The sequence below is a fragment of the Clostridium carnis genome, from assembly GCF_054657435.1.
On record NZ_BAAHYS010000001.1, the window covers coordinates 443,821 to 468,934 of the forward strand.

The 25,114-nt window shown below is 30.0% G+C and carries 24 protein-coding genes; all 24 read right to left on the bottom strand.

Features of this window, described 5'->3' with window-relative positions; genetic code table 11:
* Positions 1 to 82 precede the first annotated feature (82 nt).
* The 24 genes from ACYQ1T_RS02245 to ACYQ1T_RS02360 all read right to left on the bottom strand — a co-directional run bounded on the left by ACYQ1T_RS02245 (position 83) and on the right by ACYQ1T_RS02360 (position 24,963).
* The gene (locus ACYQ1T_RS02245) at positions 83 to 1,123 is read right to left on the bottom strand and encodes a LacI family DNA-binding transcriptional regulator (protein ID WP_459831222.1); all 1,041 of its coding nucleotides are present in this window, start codon (positions 1,121 to 1,123) and stop codon (positions 83 to 85) included.
* A gap of 28 nt (positions 1,124 to 1,151) precedes the next feature.
* Positions 1,152 to 3,176: a heparinase II/III family protein gene (locus ACYQ1T_RS02250; protein ID WP_459831225.1), complete on the bottom strand. Its 2,025-nt coding sequence runs from the start codon at positions 3,174 to 3,176 to the stop codon at positions 1,152 to 1,154.
* A 70-nt stretch (positions 3,177 to 3,246) separates the two neighbouring features.
* A complete protein-coding gene (locus ACYQ1T_RS02255; RefSeq protein WP_459831227.1) occupies positions 3,247 to 4,263 on the bottom strand; it encodes a sugar kinase in 1,017 nt (338 codons plus the stop codon).
* A gap of 11 nt (positions 4,264 to 4,274) precedes the next feature.
* A complete protein-coding gene (locus tag ACYQ1T_RS02260) occupies positions 4,275 to 4,907 on the bottom strand; it encodes a bifunctional 2-keto-4-hydroxyglutarate aldolase/2-keto-3-deoxy-6-phosphogluconate aldolase (protein WP_459831230.1) in 633 nt (210 codons plus the stop codon).
* The gene (kduD, locus tag ACYQ1T_RS02265) at positions 4,904 to 5,683 is read right to left on the bottom strand and encodes a 2-dehydro-3-deoxy-D-gluconate 5-dehydrogenase KduD (RefSeq protein ID WP_459831233.1); all 780 of its coding nucleotides are present in this window, start codon (positions 5,681 to 5,683) and stop codon (positions 4,904 to 4,906) included. Before kduD ends, ACYQ1T_RS02260 begins: the two co-directional genes overlap by 4 nt.
* Positions 5,684 to 5,700: 17 nt before the next feature.
* Positions 5,701 to 5,976, bottom strand: coding sequence for a preprotein translocase subunit YajC (yajC, locus tag ACYQ1T_RS02270; RefSeq protein WP_459831236.1), 276 nt, complete (start codon positions 5,974 to 5,976; stop codon positions 5,701 to 5,703).
* 3 nt (positions 5,977 to 5,979) lie between these two features.
* The gene (locus tag ACYQ1T_RS02275) at positions 5,980 to 6,390 is read right to left on the bottom strand and encodes a PTS sugar transporter subunit IIA (protein ID WP_459831238.1); all 411 of its coding nucleotides are present in this window, start codon (positions 6,388 to 6,390) and stop codon (positions 5,980 to 5,982) included.
* A 95-nt stretch (positions 6,391 to 6,485) separates the two neighbouring features.
* Positions 6,486 to 7,298, bottom strand: a complete 813-nt coding sequence (locus ACYQ1T_RS02280; RefSeq protein WP_459831241.1) for a PTS system mannose/fructose/sorbose family transporter subunit IID — start codon at positions 7,296 to 7,298, stop codon at positions 6,486 to 6,488.
* On the bottom strand, positions 7,288 to 8,085 hold the full coding sequence (locus ACYQ1T_RS02285) for a PTS mannose/fructose/sorbose/N-acetylgalactosamine transporter subunit IIC (RefSeq protein WP_459831243.1): 798 nt from the start codon (positions 8,083 to 8,085) through the stop codon (positions 7,288 to 7,290). The genes ACYQ1T_RS02280 and ACYQ1T_RS02285 overlap by 11 nt, the downstream gene beginning before the upstream one ends.
* A gap of 76 nt (positions 8,086 to 8,161) precedes the next feature.
* Positions 8,162 to 8,656 carry a PTS sugar transporter subunit IIB gene (locus tag ACYQ1T_RS02290; protein WP_459831245.1) on the bottom strand — a complete coding sequence of 165 codons (495 nt, stop codon included), beginning with the start codon at positions 8,654 to 8,656 and terminating at the stop codon, positions 8,162 to 8,164.
* A gap of 17 nt (positions 8,657 to 8,673) precedes the next feature.
* Positions 8,674 to 9,864, bottom strand: a complete 1,191-nt coding sequence (locus tag ACYQ1T_RS02295) for a glycoside hydrolase family 88 protein (protein WP_459831248.1) — start codon at positions 9,862 to 9,864, stop codon at positions 8,674 to 8,676.
* A 17-nt stretch (positions 9,865 to 9,881) separates the two neighbouring features.
* On the bottom strand, positions 9,882 to 10,712 hold the full coding sequence (gene kduI, locus ACYQ1T_RS02300) for a 5-dehydro-4-deoxy-D-glucuronate isomerase (RefSeq protein ID WP_459831251.1): 831 nt from the start codon (positions 10,710 to 10,712) through the stop codon (positions 9,882 to 9,884).
* Positions 10,713 to 10,943: 231 nt separating this feature from the next.
* Positions 10,944 to 11,810, bottom strand: coding sequence for a DegV family protein (locus ACYQ1T_RS02305; protein ID WP_459831254.1), 867 nt, complete (start codon positions 11,808 to 11,810; stop codon positions 10,944 to 10,946).
* 242 nt (positions 11,811 to 12,052) lie between these two features.
* Positions 12,053 to 12,472 (bottom strand): flavodoxin, encoded by a 420-nt coding sequence (locus tag ACYQ1T_RS02310; RefSeq protein WP_459831257.1) that lies wholly within the window; start codon positions 12,470 to 12,472, stop codon positions 12,053 to 12,055.
* A 222-nt stretch (positions 12,473 to 12,694) separates the two neighbouring features.
* Positions 12,695 to 14,233, bottom strand: a complete 1,539-nt coding sequence (gene gpmI, locus ACYQ1T_RS02315) for a 2,3-bisphosphoglycerate-independent phosphoglycerate mutase (protein ID WP_459831259.1) — start codon at positions 14,231 to 14,233, stop codon at positions 12,695 to 12,697.
* A 228-nt stretch (positions 14,234 to 14,461) separates the two neighbouring features.
* A complete protein-coding gene (locus ACYQ1T_RS02320; RefSeq protein WP_459831261.1) occupies positions 14,462 to 15,703 on the bottom strand; it encodes a metal-dependent hydrolase family protein in 1,242 nt (413 codons plus the stop codon).
* Positions 15,704 to 15,739: 36 nt separating this feature from the next.
* Positions 15,740 to 17,128 carry an APC family permease gene (locus ACYQ1T_RS02325; protein WP_459831264.1) on the bottom strand — a complete coding sequence of 463 codons (1,389 nt, stop codon included), beginning with the start codon at positions 17,126 to 17,128 and terminating at the stop codon, positions 15,740 to 15,742.
* Positions 17,129 to 17,525: 397 nt separating this feature from the next.
* Positions 17,526 to 18,272 carry a triose-phosphate isomerase gene (tpiA, locus tag ACYQ1T_RS02330; RefSeq protein WP_459831267.1) on the bottom strand — a complete coding sequence of 249 codons (747 nt, stop codon included), beginning with the start codon at positions 18,270 to 18,272 and terminating at the stop codon, positions 17,526 to 17,528.
* A gap of 148 nt (positions 18,273 to 18,420) precedes the next feature.
* Entirely contained in the window at positions 18,421 to 19,599 is a 1,179-nt protein-coding gene (locus tag ACYQ1T_RS02335; protein WP_459831269.1) for a phosphoglycerate kinase, read from the bottom strand.
* Between the two features lie 114 nt (positions 19,600 to 19,713).
* Positions 19,714 to 20,712 carry a type I glyceraldehyde-3-phosphate dehydrogenase gene (gap, locus tag ACYQ1T_RS02340; RefSeq protein WP_459831272.1) on the bottom strand — a complete coding sequence of 333 codons (999 nt, stop codon included), beginning with the start codon at positions 20,710 to 20,712 and terminating at the stop codon, positions 19,714 to 19,716.
* Positions 20,713 to 20,763: 51 nt separating this feature from the next.
* Positions 20,764 to 21,801, bottom strand: coding sequence for a sugar-binding transcriptional regulator (locus ACYQ1T_RS02345; RefSeq protein WP_459831274.1), 1,038 nt, complete (start codon positions 21,799 to 21,801; stop codon positions 20,764 to 20,766).
* A 214-nt stretch (positions 21,802 to 22,015) separates the two neighbouring features.
* Positions 22,016 to 23,395, bottom strand: coding sequence for an RNA polymerase factor sigma-54 (gene rpoN / locus ACYQ1T_RS02350; RefSeq protein WP_459831276.1), 1,380 nt, complete (start codon positions 23,393 to 23,395; stop codon positions 22,016 to 22,018).
* A gap of 251 nt (positions 23,396 to 23,646) precedes the next feature.
* Complete coding sequence (locus ACYQ1T_RS02355) at positions 23,647 to 24,483, bottom strand: DegV family protein (RefSeq protein ID WP_459831279.1); 837 nt, start codon at positions 24,481 to 24,483, stop codon at positions 23,647 to 23,649.
* Between the two features lie 18 nt (positions 24,484 to 24,501).
* Positions 24,502 to 24,963: a tRNA (cytidine(34)-2'-O)-methyltransferase gene (locus tag ACYQ1T_RS02360; RefSeq protein WP_459831281.1), complete on the bottom strand. Its 462-nt coding sequence runs from the start codon at positions 24,961 to 24,963 to the stop codon at positions 24,502 to 24,504.
* Positions 24,964 to 25,114 lie beyond the last annotated feature (151 nt).

Genomic DNA, 25,114 nt, shown 5'->3' on the forward strand with positions numbered 1-25,114 from the left:
TAGGTTCATAATATTGTCATAATTACTTTTTAAATATAAAAAGGTAGAATAATTTTTTGTTATTCTACCTTTATATATTAATTTAAAATTCTTTAACTTCTAATTTTTCTTTATCTATGTTAGTAGATTCAGCCCAGTTAATGCTACAATTAAAAATTATAGATTCTTCCACTTCCTCTTTTTCTTCTATCATTTCTATTAATAAATTTGCTGCATAGGTTCCTTCTTTATCAGTTGGTTGGTCAATTGTTGTAACTGATGGAACTGCATAAAAAGTCCAATCCCAATTATCGAAACCTATTATTCCAACTCTATTAGGTACGTCCCATCCTTCATCTTTTGATGCTCTAAATACCTTTTGAAGTGTTTTCCCATTAATAGCAAAAATAAGTGTCTTTTTATCTTTTTTTATTTTATCTCTTAAAACATCTGCAAGCTCTGGATGTTTTATATTATTTTCTACAGTAACTATTGAGTAATTAATCTTCTTTTCTTCTAAAGCAGCTATAAAACCATTTTTTCTTTCAACTCTAGCCATTAAAAGATTTATATCTTCTGCTACTAAAACAAATTCATCATAGCCTTTTTCTACTAGCTTCTTCGTTGCTTCATATGCAATATCATAATTATTAGTTTTAACCCATTTACCTGTAAATTCTGTACTAACACTATCTAGGAAAACAAGCTTCTTACCTCTTTCCTGAATTTTCTTTATTAGCTTATTAAATTTCAGTGTAGGTTGAACAATAAATCCATCTACTCCCATATCAAGCATTCTATCTATATATTTCTTTTCATTTTCATATTGAAAATTACTACTTCCAACTAGTATCTGATACCCTTGTTTTATTGCTACATTATCAATTCCTTTTACTATATTATTACTAAATGGATTTGTTATATCTGCAACAACAACCCCTATTAAGTTGGATTTTTTTGATTTTAAGCTTCTTGCCATAATACTTGGGCTATATTTAGTTTCTTGAATTGCTTGCTCTATTCTTCTTTTTGTATCTGGTGACATTTTATCAAATTTGCCATTTATATAAAAGGATACCGTTGTTTTAGACGTATTCGCTTTTATTGCAATGTCATTTATAGTTACTTTATTACTTTTTCCCATTATTTAGTTGCCTCATCTTTCAATAATTTTAACCTCTTAATCTTACAACCTTTAATTTAGTACCACTTTTATGAATTACAACTACCTTTCCGTATATAGCTATGTCTTCATAAAAATATACTTTTCCACCCTTATAAGTTTCTTCGTTAAATATTATTACTACATAACTTTCATCTTTTCCTACTATAATTTCTTTAACTATTGCAACATCTTCTTTTACTCTAACGGAACTATTATATTGTTTAAGTTCACCTTCTCTAATACTTATATTATCTCCGGCTGTTTCTCCTATAATTATATCATAATTTCTTATATAATTTATAAATTTACTACTTGTTACAATTTTTTTATTGTTTTTTATTTCATTATAGTTTGTAGATATATAACCATTTTGTATGTTTATGTCATCTACCTTGTAATTATAGATTCTAAGTTTTGCATCTTTATTTGTTGCTAATAAGTACTCATTATGTTTTTCTAATTTAACTAAACTATCTAAATTGTAATAATTCTCACAATAATGTTCCCCATTACATCTAACATCATTTGCTACAACCCATATATTAGGTGATATAAATAAAACTTTTCTAATTGCTATATAATTTGTTCCATCATTTAAATTTGCTATATATGGTACTTCTGCATAGCTTATATTTTCTTTATTTATAAAATAATTTTTTAATACATCACCATATTTTTTATATCCCCATGATTTATCTGGAATTGAAAAAGGATCTTTATCTATCACTACAACATTATGAGCCTTTGCACATTTTAAATATTCTCTCATAATATCTTCTTCAACATAAGTATATCTTCCACTATCAACTAGAAATGGCTCTCCTTTATAATATATTGAAAAATGTCCTAAATCTGAATGACCATGCCCACTACCCAATGTTCCATTTTGAACATAAGTGAAGCTTGCATCTTTTTCAAAACCGCTTCTTATATATATATTTCCTGAGTCTACAAATGACTTATTTAACTCTTTTGGTAGCTCAGCTTCTATTTTACTATATTTCTCAAAGCCTTTTCTACCTAGGCTATAAATACTACTTAAATCTATTTTCTTGAAAGCAAGAGACTTTAGCTCCTTATCATTAAATAATATTGCTGCTTTTACTAAAACATCTCTTATGTCAGTTCTATCACTATCTCCTTGTGCTTCTTGAATAGATTTTGGTCCTCCACAATACATAAAATATCGTGCCATTGAATGTACTTTTTCCTTGTACTCTTTACTTAACTCAAAGCCAAAATTTTCACATGTGTTAATTACTTTCATAGAGCAATTTAAAACTTCTACATGATACATTACTGATTGCTCCCAATGAGACCCGTCATCAAATACTTGAATTTCAATTTGATTATAAGCTTCCTTTAAAGCCCAGTTAAATAATTCTTCATTATTAATAAAATCCTTAAACCATAGATAACATGACATTATTGATGTTGTTTGTAAAACACCCCAGTTACTTAATATATACTTATCTATATACGCATCTTTTAAATATTCTAATTGTTCTTTTATACTAAGTATAATTTTTATCAAATCTTCATCATTTATTCTATTATTATTTATTATGTGTATTAATCCACTTAACCAGCTATTACATCTTATACCTGTATCTATTGTTCTTATAGTCTTTCCGCCTGTTTTTACTATCTTGTTATTATCTATCCAATTTAAAACTAATTGTTTCCATTTATCTATATAAATATCATTATTTTCAATATAATACGCTAAAATTAGCTTATTTAAATACTCATGTCTATTTAACATAAATATCCACTCTTCATCTCCATTTGGAGTAAAATCCCACTTTATTGGAGAATTTACATATGGAATTCTACACTGCTCCATATCCCATGTTTCATCAAAAATAAAGGAGTCATTCATAAGCAGCTTTGCTCCAAGTAATTTTTTCTTATATTCTTCATTACATTCTTCTTTTATATAGTTTTTAACAAAATCAACATCATAATTTTTCATATAAGTTTTAATTTTCATTTTTAAAGATATTAATTCATTTTCAAACTTTTTATTCATAAAGCCAACCCCTTTAATAAAAAAAGCTACTTGATTATCAAATATTCAAGTAGCTTTAAAATTTATAAATTTATCTGTTTACGCTTCCTAAATTTTTATTATTCATTAACTCTTGTACATCTGATACTGTTGATAAACTTACATCTCCAATTTGAGTTTGTTTTAAAACTCCTGTAGCAGTTCCAAATTCTATAACGTATTGCATATCACAGTTTTCGTTAAGTAATTCTTTAATTACTCCTGCTGCAAAAGCATCTCCGCCTCCGATTCTAGAAACCATACCAAATTCATATTTAGATGATGTATATAATTTATCTCCATTAAACAGTACTCCTGTTAATGAATGATGGTTGTACGGAGAACCTGTTCTTAATGTAGTTGCTACATTCTTTACATTTAGTTCTTCTGTCATATACTTAAATTCATTAATTAGCATATCATCAGTTACTTTTTGACTTGCTGGATCTAAAACTTTAAAGTTTTTTACATCCTTACTAAGCCATCCAAAGCATAAATAGCAATCTTTAACTACAGGTTTTAATATTTCAACAAATTCTTCATAACTGTTAAATAATTTAGCTCTGTAGTTTAAATCAACACTTACTTTGATTCCTCTATTTTTTGCTTCATTTACTATTCTTAATGCTAACGCTCTTACTCCGTCTGATAAAGCAAATGTTATTCCTGAAACATGTATAAGCTCAACGTCTTTTAATGCTTCATCAATATTTATATCTTCATACTTAAGTTCTGTGATTGAAGAATTTTTTCTATCATAAATAACATTGGCTTTTCTTGCAGAACAACCTTCTTCATAATAGTATAACCCTAATCTTTCGCCTTTTGAAACTATGCTTTCACAATCAACTTTATGTGATCTTAGAAAACTTTTAGCTGAATTTCCAAGTTCATTTGGAGGTAAACTTGTTAAAATTCTAGTATTAACCCCCAGATTACTAAGACCTACAGCAACATTTGCTTCGGCTCCTCCAAAACAAGCATTAAAACTACTTGTTTGGCCTATTTTTAAATTGTCCGGCGGAGTTAATCTTAATAATACTTCTCCTAATACTAAAACTTTTTTCATATCTTGCTCCATTAACTTCTTATTTCTTTCACTCTAGTTATATACTTTCTAGTTTCTTCTTCAACGATCTTAGGGTCTTTAAGGTTAACAATAGCACTTCCTATGCTAACAACATCACATCCGTATTTAAACCATTCACTCATATTATCAAAGCTTACACCACCAGAAACCATTACACTTAATCCTTTTAATGGTGCTTTGAAATCTTTTATAATAGATGGTTTAAAGGCTGATCCTGGGAATAACTTAACCACATCTACTCCCATTTCTTTGGCCTCAACTATTTCTCTTACTGTAAAGCATCCTGGTATATATGGTATTCCATATCTATTGCAAAGAATTGCAGTTTCTTTATTAAAGCTTGGGCTTACTATAAATTCAGCTCCAGCAAGTATTGCTATTCTTGCTGTTTCTGAATCTAATACAGTTCCTGCTCCAATAAGTACATTTTCTTTCTTTTCTTTGCAAAGCTCTGTAATTACAGAGCTTGCATTTGGTATTGTAAATGTTACTTCAATAACGTTACATCCACCATTTATTGCAGCGTTTGCAACTGTTACTCCTTCTTCTTTTGTATTAGTTCTTAAAACTAATACAAAGGCTTCATCTTCTATACCTTTTAATATTCTTACCTTATTTATCATCTTGCTAACCATCCACCATCAATTGCAATTACATGTCCATTGATATAGTCTGATGCTTTACTTGAAAGGAATACAACTGTTCCCATTAAATCTGAAATTTCTCCCCATCTTTCTGTTGGAATTCTTGAAAGTATTTCTTTATTTCTATTTTCATCAGCTCTAATTGGAGCTGTATTAGCCGTCTTTATATATCCTGGAGCCATTGCATTAATTTGAACATTGTGTACTGCTAATTCGTTAGCAAATGCTTTAGTAATACCAACTACTCCATGTTTACTTGCTGTATATGGTGGTACAAACTTTCCACCTTGGAATGATAACATTGATGCAATGTTTATTATCTTTCCTGATTTTTGTTCAACCATTAATTTTGCAACTTTCTTTGAAAGATGGTAAACTGCATTTAAGTTAATATCCATAACTGCATTCCAATCTTCATCTTTGTATTCTAATAAAGGTGCTCTTCTAATAGTTCCTGCATTGTTAACTAATATATCTATTTTTCCATATTCTTTAATACAAGTATCAACTACTTCTTGAATAAATTCTTTTTTTGTTAAGTCTCCTTGAACAAAAACAATTCTCTTTCCTAAACCTTCAACAATGTTTTTAATTTCTTCTACATTGTTATCAAATGTTGTTACTAATATATCTGCCCCTGCTGCTGCTAATGCTTCTGCATAAGCCATTCCAAGTCCAGTGTTTCCACCTGTTACTATAGCTACTTTACCCTCTAGATTAAAGAAATCTAGTGAAAATTTATTTAATTCATTCATTTATTAACATCTCCTTACTATTTCAAAGCTCCCATTATACTTGCTTTATCTACTTCTATTTCTACACCTTTAGCTACTTCTAATCTTACAATATTATTGTGGATACCTTTAATAGTTCCATAAATACCTGATATAGTAACCACTTTATCTTTTATCTTTAATGATGAAAGATATTCATCTCTCATTTCTTCTTGTTTTTTTATTTTTTTTCTATTTAGTATTGGCATAATCATTGAGATTATTATCGGATAAGCTGCTAAAAATATTATTACACCAAGCAATCCTTTGCTCATATACTACATTAAATCCTTTCTACACATTACTGAAGCCATATCTTTAAGCCCTTCAAGAGCATTATCTATAACTTCTCTAGTGCTTTGTTCTGATCCAATAACTATTGTATTCATTACTATTTCAAGAATACAAGCTACTGAAACTCCCCCAATAACATATTGATCATCTGAATTTTCATTTAGTAAAACTTCTCTTGATGTTATTTGGAATGGTGCACCTCCTGTAATATCTGCAATTATTATTAATTTTTCATTTTCAGCTACATATTTTTTTATCATAACTGTAAAATCTTCATGTGTTAATTCATCATTAAGATTTATTGCATCTATAGCTTCATCTACCCCTGTTAATAATTTTATTGCTGATTTTATTCCTGTTGCATATTCTCCATGTCCTACTACTAATACTTTCATAACTTTCATCCTCTCTCGTTATTATACAACTAATACTACTACTAGATAATAGTAGTAGTATTAGCTAATGCTAAATTAGAACCTTTTAATATCTTTTATGCAAAAACTCCAACTAGAGATCCTAAGATACCTATGATTATTGTTAATACAACTAATTTATAAGTTGACCATTTATGTTTCTTTATTAGATAAAATACAATAATTGTAAATAATGCTGGTAACATTGCTGGTGCTATTTTATCTAACATCTTTTGAATTGATACTATGTTTTCTGCTCCATCTGGCATTGTAGCAACGTATTGAATTGGAATGTTTATTTTAACAAATGATACTGCTAAACCTGATATAACAGTTACACCTATCATACTAGCTACTGCTGATATTTGAGCCATCTTGTCACTTAAAGTTTCAATGATGCTTGTTCCTAATTTATATCCGTACATACCTGTTAATAACTTAATAGTTGTTAATATACCATTCATTGCTAAGAAGAATAGTATTGGTCCAGCAATCATTCCATCTTGAGCTAAACTTGCTGCAATTGTTGAGAATAAAGGAGCTAGACAGAATTGTGATAATGAATCACCAATACCTGATAAAGGTCCCATTAAAGCCATCTTTATTGAACGTGCTTCATCTGAAGATCTTCCTGATTCAAGCATTACTAAGTGTAAGCTTGTTATAAATGGTAGGAAGTGTGGATTTGAATTGAAGAATTCAATATTTTCTGTTAAAGCGTTTTGTAATCCTTCTTCATTGTTTTTATATATTTTTCTTAATGATGGATATAAAATATTTGCATATCCTAATCCTTGGTAATTTCCATAGTTGAATCCATTTTGTAACCAGAATGCTCTTAAAGTAGTTCTTAAATAATCCTTTTTAGTTAAAATCGCTTTAGATTCCATCTTCAAATACTACCTCCTCTTCTTCTGCTGATCCATTTTCTGAACCGCCATTATTTCCTCTTCTGAAATATTCTAATAATGCAAATGTAGTTCCTACAAATGCTATACCTATAACTGGTAAGTTTAAGTAAGCAACACATACATATCCTAATATTACGAAAGGTATTAATTCTACCTTAGCCATAACTGATAATATCATTGCAAATCCGATTGCTGGTAACATTTTACCTGCTACTGATAATCCTGTAATTAACCATGCTGGAATCATTTCTACAACTGCTTTTAGTCCATCAACACTATAAGCTCCTGCAAATCCGATAACAAAACCAACTAATGCAAATACCCAAACTGTTGAGTTAGCTGCTGCTCTGAACTTTCCATATTGTCCTTTTTTAATAGCCTTTTTAGCAAATTCAGTTGAACCTGAAACTACTGTATAAGTTGCTGTAATTAAGAATTGGAATGCTACTGCAAATGGGAAAGATAATGCTAATGCTGTTGCAGGGTCCATTCCTTGACCTTTCATTGTAATAGCCATTAATGTACCTATTATTCCAGGTCCCATTGGGTTAGGTGGCACTGTTCCACCAGCTCCTACACCGAATCCCATAAATGCAATTTCTGAAACAGCTCCCATTGCTAAAGCTGTTGGAATATCTCCTAAGATGATACCTACACCAAGTGATAAAATAATGCAACGATTTGAATAAATTCCAAGTAACATACCTGATAGACAGAATGCAGTCCATAATCCAATCAGGATACATTGAAGTAAAGTAATTTCCATTTGAATTCCCTCCATATTTTTTTATTTCAACCTCCTAAAGTTTCTTTAGGAGGTTAATAACAATCCCAAAAGTTAATTAATCTAAATATTTAGTTATATCTACTTGTAATGCTCCATCGTTACCTGATGGTGTTGTCTTAGTATTAAATGTAACTCCATATTTTTCTGATAATTCTTTTAATGCAGCCTTATCTTCTTTTCCTAAGAATATTGAACGAGTTACTTGTTGCTTTCCTTCAGCATTATGAATATTTCCTATGTTAATTTCTTTAACTGGAACTCCACCTGCAATTAGTTTTAATGCATCTTCTGGTGTTTGACAAACTAAGAATATTTTTTGTTTTGGTGATGCTTTGTGTATGATTTCACAAGTATGTTCTACTGAGAAAAATCTCATTGCTATTGACTTAGACACAACCGTTTTCATTAAAGTTTGTTGAATTTTATCTTCACTTGCTTCGTCGTTAGCTACTATTACAGTGTTAACTCCTAATGAATTTAACCACATTTGGCCTTGTCCGTGGATTAATCTTTGATCTATTCTCATCATTTCAATATTTACATTACTCATTTCACTATCTCCTTCTTTTACCAATATAATTCCCAATCTTTATAGAATCTTATTAAAGCTTCTAGGTAGAAATAATCTCCCCATATATTTCCTTCATCTACACCTTTACCTGAATGCCATGAGTAAACCCCGTGTAATAAAACCGGTTTGCCTGCTTCTACATCTTCGTGAGTGTAGTTTTTAATTAATGATCTTAGTATATTATGCATTGCATATTTGTAAACTTCTTTTTCTTCATCAACTTCTGGTATATATTTATTCATTTCATGCATTCCACAAACTGCAATTGCTGCTGCTGAAGAATCCTTTGAATGTCCTGAACCATCGTTGAATATTAAGTCCCAATAACAAACATTATCTTCTGGTAATCTATTTAAGAAATAGTTTGTCATTCCCTTGTATAAATTAAAGCTATGTGGGTTTTTAGCACTCTTATAGTTTAGTGGTATTCCATAAACTCCCCAAGCTTGTCCTCTTGCCCAAGCTGAATCATCACTATATCCTTGTCTTGTTACTCCCTTAAGAGGTTTTCCTGTTTCAGGATCCATATAGAAAGTATGGAATGCTGAAGCATCATCTCTTATAACATTATTACATGAAGTAACAAAATGCTTATCTGCCATTTCTCTATATTTATTATCTCCAGTTGCTTCTGAAGCCCAGTATAATAGTGGTATATTTAATAAACAGTCTATTATAAATCTATAGTGATCTTTACTTCCAAGTTCTCCCCAAGCTTGTATAAACTCTCCCTTTTCTTGATATCTAGAAATTAGTTTATTTGCAGCTTTTATTGAAGCTTCCTTTGCAACTTCAGATCCTGTTAACTTATATCCACTTACACATGATAATGAGTAAAGGAATCCTAGATCATGATGATCTATTTCTATGTCTTTATCTACTCTGTTCTTAAAAGATGCTACGTTTTTATCAGCTAGTTCTCTATATTTTTCGTTTCCAGTGTACTCATATGCTAACCATAATAAGCCTGTCCAGAAACCATCTGTCCATTCGATGTTTTCTATAATTCCATATGTATTTTCTTTAGTTGCTGATGATGGGAACTTATCTTTAAAGTATTCCATATTAGCATCGATTTGTTTTATTGTATGTTCTATAGCTTCTTTAACTTCTTCTTTAGTAAGAAGAGGAGTTTTAAGAAACTCTTCTCTCTTCTTAATTTCTTCTACATTTATTTCTTTAATCATTTTATCCTCCAGATGTACTATCTTAAAGTATCCATAGATACTGCATCCATATCATCAAATGTTTTATTTTCTCCACACATTCCCCAGATGAATGTATAGTTGCTAGTTCCTACTCCTGAATGTATTGACCAACTTGGTGAAATTAAAGCTTGTTCATTTTTAACAACTAAGTGTCTTGTTTCAGTTGGTTCTCCCATTAGGTGGAATACTCTTGTATCTTCTTGCATATCGAAGTAGAAGTAAACTTCCATTCTTCTTTCATGAGTGTGACATGGCATTGTATTCCAAGCATTTCCTGGTTCTAACATTGTTAATCCCATTAATAATTGGCAGCTTTCACAAACATTTGGATGAACATATTGATATATAGTTCTTTTATTTAATGTAGCATTATCTCCAAGTTTTACTGGATTAGCTTTTTCTATTTCAATTTTCACAGTTTTATATTCTTTATGAGCTGGTACTGAATTAATGTATAACTTTGCTGGCTCATTAGAATCTACTGATTTGAAGCTAACTTCTTTATTTCCTTTTCCTACATATAACCCATCTCTCTTGTTTAAGTTATATTCAACACCATCTATAGTAACTATTGCTGCTCCACCGATATTGATTATTCCAAGTTCTCTTCTTTCTAAGAAATAATCAACTCCCATTTCTTTTCCTGCTTCTAGTTTTAATTCATTGTAAACCGGTTTTATTCCACCAAAAATTATTCTATCTACGTGGCTGTAAGTAAGTTCTATTTTATCATCAACAAATATTTCTTCTACTAAGTAATGTTCTCTTAACTCACTTGTTGTATATTTTTTGGAATCATTTGGATGATTTGCATATCTATTATTCATAACTACCTCCTAAATCAATTAGTAAACGGTTTTCGTAAACTGGTTTACTAACTTCTATGGTTTTATTATATCTATGAGTGAAAAGGTTGTCAACATTTTCTTAATAATAATTTAAAATTTTTTATATTGTATTTTCTCTTTTTTTCTTTTTTATACTACTTATATCTATATAATAAAAGGCTTAGAGCCAAAATATCTCTAAACCTTTTATATTTTTTAAGATTATTTAAGCTATCTATTCTCCCCCATAAACACTACCGCTAAAGTCCCTGGTCCTCCATGAGTTCCTATAACAGCTCCCATTGAATTTAAAATTATATTTTTAACTTTTACTTTTTCTAATATCATTGTTTTTAATTCCTCTGCATCTTTTTTGCAATCTGCATGACATATAAATATTGTTTGATTTTCTAAGTTTATACCTTTAGTTTTAACTTCCTCAGCTAAATACTTTATAACTTTCTTTCTTTCTTTAATTTTTTCTCCTGGAACAACAACACCATTATCATCTAAGGTTAAAGTTGGTTTAATCCCAAGTAAACCTCCTATTACAGCCACTGACGCTGATATACGTCCTCCTCTTTTTAAATGATTTAAGTCATCTACAGTAATTGCATGTATAACCTTTCTTTTATTATTTTCTACAAAGTTTACTGTTTCTTCTAATGTTGCTCCATTTTTAATCATTTCACAAGCATAGTAAACTAATGCACCTTCTCCAAGAGAAGCGCTTAAAGAATCAATTATCTCTATAACTGCCTCTCTTGATTCTTCTAATATCATTTGTTTTGCTATATTTGCACTATTAAATGTACCACTTAAAGCTGAAGATAATCCTATATATAAAATTGAATCTCCATTTTCAATAGTTTTTTTAAATACCTCTTCGAAGGTAGCTACATTTACTTGTGCAGTTGAAGGCATTGCACCTTCCCTAACCATTTTATAAAATTCATCATATTTTAATGTTTGTCCTAAATCATCTTTTAAAAATTCTCCATTTATATTAACAGTTAATGATACAATTTCTATATTATTTTTCTTTACATATTCTATAGGTAAATCGCAAGCTGAATCTGTTATAATTTTAATTCCCATTTTATCACTCCTATATATTAACTTAAAAATCTTTTCTTTAAATTATACATATTTTTATTTTTCAAGTCAAATATTTTGAATATCAAAATTTTAGACTAAATATATAATCTAAAACTTACCTATATATATTTCTAATAATTAATTATATACAGGAAAATATTAAAAAAATTAGTAAGCTTTATACCCATATTATCTAGGTATAAAGCTTACTAATAACTAGCTTTTTATTTATTTTCTATTTATTAATTAACTTGTGCTATTTTTAAACCAAAGTCTATACACTCTGAAGATTCGTCCTCTGGCTCATAGTTTATAATAAGTCCACTATCTATAAGTTCACAACCATAAGATGCCATTCTATCTTCCCATTCCTTCATCCATTCTCCACTTCCCCATCCATATGATCCAAATAGCGCTACTTTTTTTCCTGATATTTTTGAAGAAATTCCTTCTATAAATGGTTCGAATTCAGCTTCTTCTAATACTTCTGCTCCCATAGCAGGGCAACCTAAAACTACTATTTCCTCATTATCAAATATGTCTAAAGCTGCATCACTTACATTAACTAAATCAGCAACCTTACCACCTTTAACTATACCTTCAGCAATTATACTTGCCATTTTTTCTGTATTTCCCGTCCCAGACCAAAATACTATTTTCATTTTGACTCCCCCTTTTAATAATATTGAAATTCATTATCAATTAAATAATATGATAATATTCTTATTTTGTCAATAAAATATTGTAATAAAATAGAAAATACCTTTAGCAAAATTTCATAAGAATAAAGTGGCGAGCCATCCTAAAGAATAAAAAAGACACTGAAATTATATGCTTCCTTTTTCTTTAAGGCGCAGTTCAAAATCAGTGTCTTTTAAATTACATTATTTATTTACGATTAAACATTCCCCTGTCATTTCAGTTGGAACTTCTAATCCCATTTCATTTAACATTGTTGGAGCTATATCTGCAAGCTTTCCTTCTTTCAATGTCTTTCCTTCTGTATGGTTTGATATCCATACAAATGGAACTGGATCTGTTGTATGAGCTGTAAATGGATTTCCTGTTGAGAAATCTATCATAGTTTCAGCATTTCCATGGTCAGCAGTTATAAATACTGATCCATCTTTTTCTAAAACTTTATTTACAACTTTACCTAAACATTCATCTACTGTTTCTATAGCTTTAATAGCTGCTGAAACTACTCCTGTATGACCAACCATATCTGGGTTAGCATAGTTTAGTATTATCATATCGTATTTATCTTGATCTAATCTATTAATTAATTCATCTGTTACTTCGTATGCACTCATTTCTGGCTTTAAGTCATAAGTTGCAACCTTAGGTGATGCAATAAGAGCTCTATCTTCACCTTGGTTTTCTTTTTCTACTCCACCATTAAAGAAGAATGTTACGTGAGCATATTTTTCTGTTTCTGCTATTCTTAATTGATTTAACCCCTTACTAGATACATATTCTCCTAAAGTGTTAGTTATACTTTCTGGTCTGTAAGCAACATTAACACCTTCTAAAGTCTTATCATATTGAGTCATAGTAACAAAAGTTAAGTTTAATGTTTCTCTATTAAATCCATTAAATACCTTATCATTTATTGCTCTAGTTATTTCTCTTGCTCTATCTGGTCTAAAGTTAAAGAATATTACTGAATCTCCATTTTTTATAGTTCCTACAGCCTTACCATCTTCAGTTATAACTGTTGGTAATACAAATTCATCAGTTTTATTATCATGGTATGATCTTTCTATAGCTTCTACAGCTGATGAAGCAGTTTCCCCCTTACCTAATACCATTGCATTGTAAGCTAGTTCAACTCTTTCCCATCTATTATCTCTATCCATTGCATAGTATCTTCCTGATACTGTAGCTATTTCTCCTAAACCAATTTCTTTCATGTAGTTTTGGATTTCAACTATAAAGTCTTTACCTGATGAAGGAGCAACGTCTCTTCCATCCATAAAGCAGTGAACATATACTTTTTTAAGTTCAGCTTTTTTAGCTAAATCTAATAATCCTTTTAAGTGATCAATATGTGAGTGAACTCCACCATCTGATAATAATCCCATTAGATGAAGTGCTGAATTATTTTTTTTAGCATTTTCTATAGCTAAATTTAATGATTCATTTTTAAAGAATCCGCCTTCTTTAATCTCTTTAGTTATTCTTGTTAATTCTTGATATATAATTCTTCCTGCACCAATATTTAAGTGGCCAACTTCTGAATTACCCATTTGTCCTTCTGGTAATCCAACTTCCATTCCACTTGCTTGTAATTGAGTGTGAGGATATTTTGCAACAAATCCATCAAAGTTTGGTTTTTTAGCTGCTTCTACAGCATTTCCATCTGACTTTGGAGCTATTCCAAATCCATCTAATATCATTAACATTACAGGTTTCTTCGCCATAATTCCCTCCATGATTATATATATTTGACAATATCTCTTATAATATTATCTTTCTTTAAATCATATATTATTATACTATATTTATAACACATAAACAATAAATCACTATTTAAGTAAACATTTGCATTAAATAATAATTTTACTTAACCGTTAAAATAAAAAATAGGGTATCTTAAACTCTCTATTTAAAACACCCTAAATTATTAAACTTTATTAAATTAAACTTTATTAAATTAACCTCTTAACAAAATATCCTTCTTTCATAATTACATCCATTTTATCAGCATCTACCTCATGGATATCATCTAGAGGATTTCCTTGAAGTACAATTATATCTGCATACTTTCCTTCTTCAATTGTTCCTGTAATCTTATCTATTCTAAGCATTTCTGCTCCATTTTTTGTAGCAGCTAAAAGAACTTCTTTTTGAGTTAATCCAGCTTTATTTAATGCATACATTTCTGTAATTGCATATTTTCCATAAGGAGTAAGTGAGCTACAGAAAGAATCTGAACCTACAGTAATACGAATTCCCTTTTTATTAGCATTTAATAAATTACTTGTTATTCTATTTAATTCCTTTTCTGCTACTGTATCTCCTGGGAAATTATCAAGTATTGGTCTATATGGAGGCTCGTACACAGTAAACCATTCAGTAAAGAACTGATATGTTGGGCAAAATGTAATGTCTTTTGCTTTCATTATGTCCAAACATTCCTCATTTAACTCTTGTCCATGAATTATTGCACTTACTCCTGCCTTACATGAATCTAAAGCCCCTTGATAGCCTTCAGCATGAGACCATACTGGTAATCCAACCATATTACATTCATCAACTACGGCTTGTATTTCTTCCATTGAATAATGTGAATCTGCCTTTGCATCTAATCTCCATATACCACCACCAGTTGACCATATTTTAATTGCATCTGGATTTTCTCTAATTCTATGACGAATAGCTTTTCTTAAATCCCAAGGTCCATCAACACGTTCTGCCCATGGATGTGAAGCATTATTATACTCCCAAGGAAGATTGTGAGAATCTCCATGTCCTGCTGTTCTACAAAAACCTAATCCAGTTGTTACAACACGAGGTCCTGGAATTATTCCTTTTTCTATCATATTACGAATGTGTATTCCTGACCTTGAAATTTCTCCTACAGAAGTTAGCCCATGATCTAGAGCTTCTTTTGCTTGAGCTACAGCAACTACTGTTTTTTGTATAGGATTTTCTAAAACCCATTCCATATCACTATCTGATAAATTACCACTAAAATGAAGGTGTGAATCTATTAGCCCTGGCATTATTGTCTTTCCACTAATGTCAACTACTTCATATGAATCATCAAATTCTATTTTTTCTCCTGCATATTTTATTTTTTTATCTTCTACTAAAACTAAAGAATTTTTTACTGGTTCTGCTCCTGTACAATCTATTAATAATCCTCCTAAAAAAGCTACTTTACTCATATAAACCTCCTAAAATTATAATATTTTAATTATTTATTAAACTCTCTTTCTACTCATCATAAAAATCATACCTAATAGAAACCATATAATAACTATACTCCATTCAACAAGATTTAAAGCTGCTGGACTAATTGGAATAACTAATAATGCAATTATAATTGATGCACTTAAACATGCAGCACCAATTCCAACCTTACCTCCTGGAACTTTATATGGTCTTTCTAAATTCGGTTCTGACTTTCTCATTTTTAAACATGCTACACTTGCCATAAAACACGCAAAAATAAATGCTAATGAGCTAACATTAGTTAATGGAACTAACATATTTTTTCCTAAGAAAGGTCCTATTACTGTTAAAACTGACATTAATATATTAGCTACTTTAGGTGTTCCTGTCTTCTCATCTATTTGTGCAAATTTACTTGGTAATTGTTCTTTTCTAGCCATTGCAAGTAGTATTCTACTTGAAGCTGCAAAAAATGAATTCATTGGACCTAGCGGACCCATTATTGCAATAAACATCATTATCTTATAAAATAATCCAAGGCCTATTACTGATAGTATTGTTAAAGCTGGAATATTGTGAGTTATGAAATCTTGCCAATTAACAATAGTTCCAAATGAATAAATACAAATAATATAAAATACACCAGATGCTAATAATGCTAGTGATATTATTTTCCCAAATTTATTCCAATCCAATCCGTCTGAAGCTTCTTCTGCTTGTTGTGGTATTGTATCAAATCCAGCATAAAAAAATGGAGTCATTACAAGGACTGGTAATATACCCATCCATATACTAGACCCTTCTTTAGCCCCTGCTGTTGCTGCATCATATACTGGTAAAATATTTGATGGTCCGCCTTTAAACAAAGAAATTCCCATAGCAATAAGCATTCCACCTAACAATAATTTTGCCAAAAAGCCTTGTAACTTTGCTGCTGAAGAAGCACCTTTAAAATTAAGGTAAATAACATAACCTGCAAATATTAATGAAATTGCTAATGGTGGAAGATACACTGTTGCTCCCATAATTTCATATAAGGGAATAACATTTAATGCTGGTATAAACTCTCCTATTAATGTTGAGATGGCAATTGCCTCCCAAGGGCATAATATAGCATTTCCTAATACTAAAAACCATCCTGTAAAATATGATAATTTATTACCACAAGTTCTTGATACATATTCAACTATTCCACCTGAAATAGGTATAGCAGAAGTTAATTCACCAAAAACTGCTCCAATTGGCAATAAAAAAATAGCGCCTATCATAAATGCTATCATTGCTGGTATAGGGCCACCACCTATCTTCATCCAATCACCAACAAGTAATACCCAACCTGTTCCTATAATTGCTCCAAACCCTATAGTAAAAAAGTTCCACAAAGATAAGGATTTTTTCATTCCATTTTTCTCTTCCATTTATCCCCCTCCCAAATCACATAATATATCTTATAACCTCAATATAATCTTATCTTTAGAACCTATTATCGTTGTTAACGTTCTCATAAATCACCTTCTTTTCAGTCATAAAACCATATATTAGTTTATACCACAACTTCATTATACTCTTACATTAATGATTTTCAATTATTTTCCTTTTCCATTTTCTCTCTATTTATACTCATAACTTACAAAACAATATATAAATTAATTATATTCACCTTATTTTTATTCTTTAGATCAAATCACTTATATTTCTTAATATGTTATACTTATTCTCAATTAGTCTGTAAATATAATTTCCTAAAGAATAAAAAATAACCTTGCAGAGATTTATTATCTTCTACAAGGTTATTTAAAAATTTAAATTATTTTCTTAGTAATTAACTATTTGTGAGAAATCAGCAGCAACTAAGCTAGCTCCACCAACTAAAGCACCATCTATATCTGACATAGCCATTTGTGCTTTTATTGTATTTGGCTTAACTGATCCACCGTATTGAATTCTTACTTTATCAGCAACTTCTTTACCGAACATATCAGCTAAGATACCTCTTATAGCCATTATTGTTTCATTAGCTTGTTCATCTGTAGCAGTTTTACCTGTTCCTATAGCCCAGATTGGTTCATAAGCTACAACAACTTTTTCTGCTAATTCTTTTGATAAACCTTCTAAATCAGCTTTAATTTGAGCTCCAACAACTTCATTAGTTGTTCCATTTTCTCTTTGCTCTAAAGTTTCTCCACAACAAAGGATTGGTGTTAAATTATGAGCAAATGCAGCTTTAACCTTTTTGTTTAGAGCTTCATCAGTTTCATTGAAGTATTCTCTTCTTTCACTATGTCCTAAAACAACATAGCTAACACCCATAGCTTCTAACATTCCTGGAGCAACTTCACCAGTGAAAGCTCCTTTTTCTTCAAAGTGCATGTTTTGAGCAGCAACTTTTATGTTTGATCCCTTAGTTGCTTTTAATACAGCATCTAAACAAACAAAAGTAGGACATACTACTACATCACAAGTAGCATCTTTAACTAATGGCTTTAATTCTTCTATTACTTTTACAGCTTCTTCTGGAGTATAATGCATTTTCCAGTTACCAGCAATTATCGCTTTTCTCATTTTATTCACCTCATAATATTATTTATCATTAGAATAAGTAACTTATTTTTTAAGTTACTTATTCTAATTTATTTATAATGTTTATATAAAATCCCAACTAAACTTTTGTTAGGAATAAATCCATATAAGAAATTGAATTTCTATGGACTTATTTGTTGTTTAAAGCTTCTATTCCTGGAAGAGCTTTTCCTTCTAAGAATTCTAATGATGCTCCACCACCTGTTGAAATATGAGTCATTTTATCTCCAAAGCCTAAGATATTAACAGCAGCAGCTGAGTCTCCTCCACCGATAACTGTTGTAGCATCTGCATCAGCCATAGCTTTTGCAACTGCAACTGTTCCTTTGTTGAAGTTTTCGAATTCGAATACTCCCATTGGTCCATTCCAAATAACAGTTTTAGCATCTTTTATAGCATCTGCATATAAAGCTTCTGTCTTAGGTCCAATATCTAATCCCATATTTCCAGCTGGAATATTTTGATCTTCTGTAACTACAGCTTCAACATCCTTAAATTCTGCAGCAACTCTGTGGTCAACTGGTAATAAGAACTTAACGCCCTTAGCAGCTGCCTTTTCGATCATTTCTTTAGCGTAGTCAATTCTATCAGCTTCTACTAATGAAGTTCCGATTTCATATCCTTGAGCTTTTAGGAATGTATAAGCCATTCCTCCACCGATTATTAATGTATCAACCTTTTCTAAAAGATTGTTTATAACAGCTATTTTATCTGAAACTTTAGCTCCACCTAATATAGCAACAAAAGGTCTAACTGGAGCATTTACAGCTTCTCCTAAGAATTTTAATTCTTTTTGAATTAAGTATCCACATACAGCTGTATCTAAGTAATCAGTAACTCCTACTGTTGAACAGTGAGCTCTATGAGCTGTTCCAAATGCATCATTAACAAATATATCAGCTAATGAAGCTAATTCTTTTGAGAAGTCTGCTATATTCTTAGTTTCTTCTTTTCTGCATCTTGTATTTTCAAGTAATACAACATCTCCGTCTTTCATATCAGCAACTGCTTTTTTAGCGTTTGCTCCAACTACTTCTTCATCTCTTGCAAATACAACTTCTTGATCTAGCATTTCGCTTAATCTTACTGCTACAGGAGCTAATGATTTAGAAGCATCTTTTCCTAAATGTGAGCAAAGTATAACCTTAGCTCCATTTTGAACTAAATATTTAATTGTTGGTAATGCACCATTTAATCTGTTTTCATCAGTTATAACTCCATCTTTTAGTGGAACGTTAAAATCACATCTTACTAATACTCTTTTACCTTTAACATCGATATCTTCGATAGTCTTCTTATTAAAGCTCATTGAATTCACCTCATAATTATATTTTAATTTAAAATTGGCCTGGCCTCATAGCTTTTACTATAAAACCAGACCAATAACTATGTCTCTTTATAAGTATTATACTTAACTATTTAATTATCTAGTTACGAAGTACTTTAAAGTTCTGATTAATTGGTTAGTGTATGACATTTCATTGTCGTACCATGAAGCAACTTTAACTAGTTGTTCATCTCCAACAGTCATAACCTTAGTTTGAGTTGCATCAAATAATGATCCAAAGCTAGCTCCAATTATATCTGCTGATACTAATTCTTCTTCAGTGTAACCGAATGATTCATTTGCAGCAGCTTTCATAGCAGCGTTGATTTCTTCAACTGTTACTTTCTTATCTAAAGTTACAACTAATTCAGTTAATGAACCAGTGATAACTGGAACTCTTTGAGCACCACCATCTAATTTTCCTTTTAATTCTGGAATAACTAATCCGATTGCTTTAGCAGCACCAGTTGAGTTAGGAACGATTGAAGCTGCAGCAGCTCTACCTCTTCTTAAATCTCCTTTTCCGTGTGGGCCGTCTAATGTATTTTGGTCATTAGTATAAGCATGGATTGTAGTCATGAATCCTTTTTGGATTCCGAACTTATCGTTTAATACTTTAGCCATTGGAGCTAAGCAGTTTGTAGTACATGAAGCACCTGAAATAACTGTTTCTTCTCCAGTTAAGATATCATTGTTTACGTTGTAAACAACAGTCTTAATGTCTCCAGTTGCAGGAGCTGAGATAACAACTTTCTTAGCACCAGCTTGTAAGTGTAAGCCAGCCTTTTCTTGTGATGTGAAGAATCCAGTACATTCTAATACTACGTCTACGTTTAATTCTCCCCATGGTAAGTCAGCAGGATTTCTTTCTGCAGTAACTTTTATTTCTTTTCCGTTAACAACGAAAGCACCTTCTTTAACTTCGATATCTCCGTTGAATCTTCCTTGTGATGAATCATACTTAAATAAGTGTGCTAAAGTCTTAGCATCTGTTAAGTCGTTGATTGCTACCACGTTGAATTCTGGGTTTTCAATCATTAATCTTAACGCTAATCTTCCTATTCTTCCAAAACCATTAATTGCTACATTTACCATTTGCAATTACCTCCTAAAAATAGTTATATATTAAAATTTAAAATTTTAAGCTTATTTATTATGTTCCTTAATGTATTCTATAATTTTTCTTCCAGCAGCTTCATCTGTAACTAATACGGCATTATTATTATTCATCATTGTTGATAAAATCGCATCAACTTTATTTTGCCCAGCAGCAACTGCAATATGTGTGTTAATTTTTCTAGCTTCATTAATATTTATTCCAATTGAAGTATTTTCTGATACTACTTTAGAATTCTTATTAAAATAACACCCAAAAGCTTCGCCTACAGCTCCTAATGCTTTTAATTTAGTTACTTCTTCTATTGATACATCTCTTTTTTCTGCCATAACAATGGCATTACCTATACCATAAATTAGTATATCTGCTTTATGGATATTATCAATTACTTCTTTTATTTCTTTTTCCTTAAGTAAAGTATCTAAAAGTTCTAAACTTAAGTTTTCTGGAATATGTAAAAGTTTATATGCTCCATTTAGCTTTTTAGCTAGTGATGCTGCTAAAGTACTAGCTTGAATTTCAACTTTTCTCCCCATTCCACCTCTAGCTGGAACAACAAGAGTATTTGAAACATGATTTACTTTTGGAAATGCTTCTACAAATTCTTTAATAGTATTACCACCTGTTATAGCAATTATATTATCATCTTTTATGATAGATTTCAAATAATTGGCAGTTGCTTTGCCAAGTTCTTTAAAAATTGCTTTATTTGCTTCTACATCTCCTGGAACAATTATCACTTCTCTTAATCCTAAGAAAGACTTTATGCTTTGTTCTATATCTGATAATCCTTTTATTTCATGTATGAAATCTTTAAGTTTATCAACTACTTCTTGTCCTTCTTCAGTGACTGTCATACCTGGAGTATTTATTTCTATTAGATTCTGAGATTTTAAAAAACTAATTTCAGTTCTAACAATTCTTTCTCCAAGATCTAACTGATTGGCTAAAACACGTCTTCCAATAGGTTGATTGTAGTATATAGTCCTTAATACGTTATATCTTTTCTCTAAGACTTCTACAAGTTCAGGAACTATTTTTTTCTGCATAGATAATATTTCCTGCACTTTAAACACTCCTTTGGCCTTAAAATGTCCCGCATATTTTTTATGTGTCCCACATTTATTATTATAAAACACTTCTTTGAAATTTAAAAGAGTTTTATAAAATTTTTCTAAAACTTTCACATTTTTTTTATAGATTTGCCCAATTTTTACACATTTGTACTATTAAGAACTTATTTTTATAAATTCTTAATAGTATTTTCCCTCTATTTTCCTATTATTCTATTCTTTTTCTTTTGCTTGATGATTTAATTCCTAGTTCCTCTCTGTATTTTGCCACAGTTCTTCTTGATATATTCAAATTTCTCTTATTTAATTCATCGCAAATTATTTGGTCTGATAATGGTTTCTTTTTATTTTCTTCATTAATTAATTCTTTAATTTGCTTTTTAATATTAATTACAGCAACATCTTCACAAGCTCCTTCTGATGATGTGAGTCCTATTGTAAATAAGTTTTTTATTTTAACTGTTCCCATATTTGTTAGTATATATTTTTCTTTTATCGCTCTACTAACTGTTGATTCATGAACTCCAATATCCTCTGCTATTTCCTTTAAGGTCATAGGCTTTAAATATTTTTCTCCTTTATCAAAGTATTCTTTTTGCTTTTCAACTACTCTTTCTAATATTTTAAGTAATGTACTTTTTCTTTGCTCTATACTTTTTATTAAAAACATTGCACTATTAAGTTTTTCTTTTACATATTCTTCTGTTTTTTTATCTTCCTTATTATTAATAACTTGCTTATATAAATTACTTATAGATAGTCTTGGAAGTACACCTTCATTCATTATTACAAAATATTCACCATCAATTTTTCTTATTTGTGCATCTGGAATTATAAATTTAACTTCATCTCCTGTATAAAAACCCCTTGATGGTTTTGGCTCTAATCTTTTTATTATATCTCCAAGATCTTGAGCTTCTTTAGGAGTTATTTTCAATGCTTTAGCAATTAAAGGATATTTATTATCTGCTATTAACTCTAAGTAATTTTCTATCATATCTTCTATTAAGTCATCTAACAATCCTTGTTTAATCAATTGTATTTTTAAACACTCTTTTAAATTTCTTGCACCAATTCCATCTGGCTCTAGTTCTTGAAGTATGCCTAAGGCTTCTTCACCTAAATTAAGTGGTATGTTTAGTTCTTTACAAATAGTCTCTAAAGGCATGTCCAAATATCCTCTGCAATCAAGATTTTCAATCATATAAGAAACTATAACCTTTACATAATCGTCTTCATTACTTTCTGATATTTGTTCTTGTAAATATTCACTTAACGATTCTTTTTTTGATATAAAATTAAATGGAGATACCTCGTCATTACTATAGTCTGCATAACTTTGAGACCCATAATTATCAAACTCTAAGTATTTAATCATCTCTTTATAATCTATTTTATCTTGATATTTATTATCTTCTTGAATCATATCAAAATTTCCTTCTAATATTGGATTCTCTGCAAACTCATTATCTATATATTCCCTTAAGTCATAGGTAGACATCTGCAAAAGTTTTATTGATAACTGCATTTGTTGAGTCATTATTAACTTTTGCTCTTGTGAAAGATTTAAATTAAAGTCTAATTTCATAATAAAACACCTTCATTCAAAAAAACTCTATCTTTTGCAATATTTTATTTGTTTTTAAAATATGTTTTCAATACTAGTATAAACAAAAAGTAAACGTTGTATCAAGTAAAAATAAAATTATACATGTTTTTATTCTTTAAGCTACATAACTTTATTCTTAATATGTTATACTTATTCCCGATTAAACCGTAAATATAACTTCCTAGTAAATTAAAAAAAACTAGAAACCTTAAGATTTCTAGCTTATACTATTATTTACTTACAAAAAATAGTCCACCAACTTTAGGACCTGAATGTATTCCAACTGCGCATCCTACTGTTGTATCAATATGTCTTATATTATTTTCAATTAAATACTCCTTAAGTCCATTGTATAACTCTGGGCTTTTGTACTCAATTAAAGCTACTAATTCATCTTTATCTGGATTTAAAGCTTCATAATCTGAAATTATTTTCTTTAACGCCTTTTTATTTCCTCTTACTTTATCCTTCACAGCCATAATACCGTCTTTTATTTCTAGTATTATTCTTAAGCCTAAAGCTGCTCCTATTGCTCCAGCTGTTTTTGATACTCTTCCACCTTTAACTAAATTATCTAATGACTCAAAAGCAACTGATAATTTCATTTTAGGTATCATCCTAGTTAACTCATCTGATATTTCTTTAACTGATGAACCTGCATCTCTAAGTTCACATGCTTTTAAAACTAAAAGCCCTTGTGCTGATGATATTGCCATTGTATCTATGATAGTTATATCCTCTGATTCAATCATATTTTTAGCTATACATGCTGATTGATATGTTCCACTCATATTTGAAGACATAAGTATAACTATTACCTTATACCCCTCTTCTAAATTTCTTTTAAAACACTCTTCAAACCTAACAGGTGTAATTTGTGCAGTAGTAGGAAGAATATTTTCTTTTTCTATTTTTTCCTGCATTTTTTCTAATGTAATTTCTTCTATATCAATATAACTTTTCTCTCCAAAATTAATTAAAACTGGCAGTATTTCTATGTTATTTTTTTCAATTATCTCTTTTGGTAAATCTAAGCAACTATCGGTTACTATCTTAATCTTCTCCATCATACTCCCCCTAAAATATTATTTCATATTTGGAAATCCAATTTGTCTTAAAGCCTCATATGCAATAATTGCAGCAGTATTTGAAACATTTAAACTTCTTGTGCTACTTTTAATCATTGGTATTCTTATCCCTTTATGTGCATTATGAACGTCTTCTGGAACTCCTGCTGATTCCTTTCCAAACATTATAAAATCTCCTTCTTTAAAAGAAGCTTCATCATAATGAACTCCTCCATGAGTAGTGGCAAGGAAAATTCTCTCATTACCATATTTTTCCATAAAGTCCTCATAGCTTTCATGTATCTCTAAATCAAGATCTTTCCAATAATCTAATCCAGCTCTTTTAACTTGTTTATCATCTATTGTAAAACTCATTGGCTTTATTAAATGTAATCTAGAATTTGTTAAAACACAAGTTCTAGCTATATTACCAGTATTTTGCGGTATTTCAGGTTGATATAATACTATATTTAAATTCAATTTTTTTCGACCTCCAATTAAAAAAGCAAGATGCTTATCATCTTACTTTATTTAAGCTATATAAGAAAAATAATACTATATCATTATATAATAGTCAAAGAATTTAAATATAATTCATAGAATGTTTTATATTATTTTTTAACTTATCGCA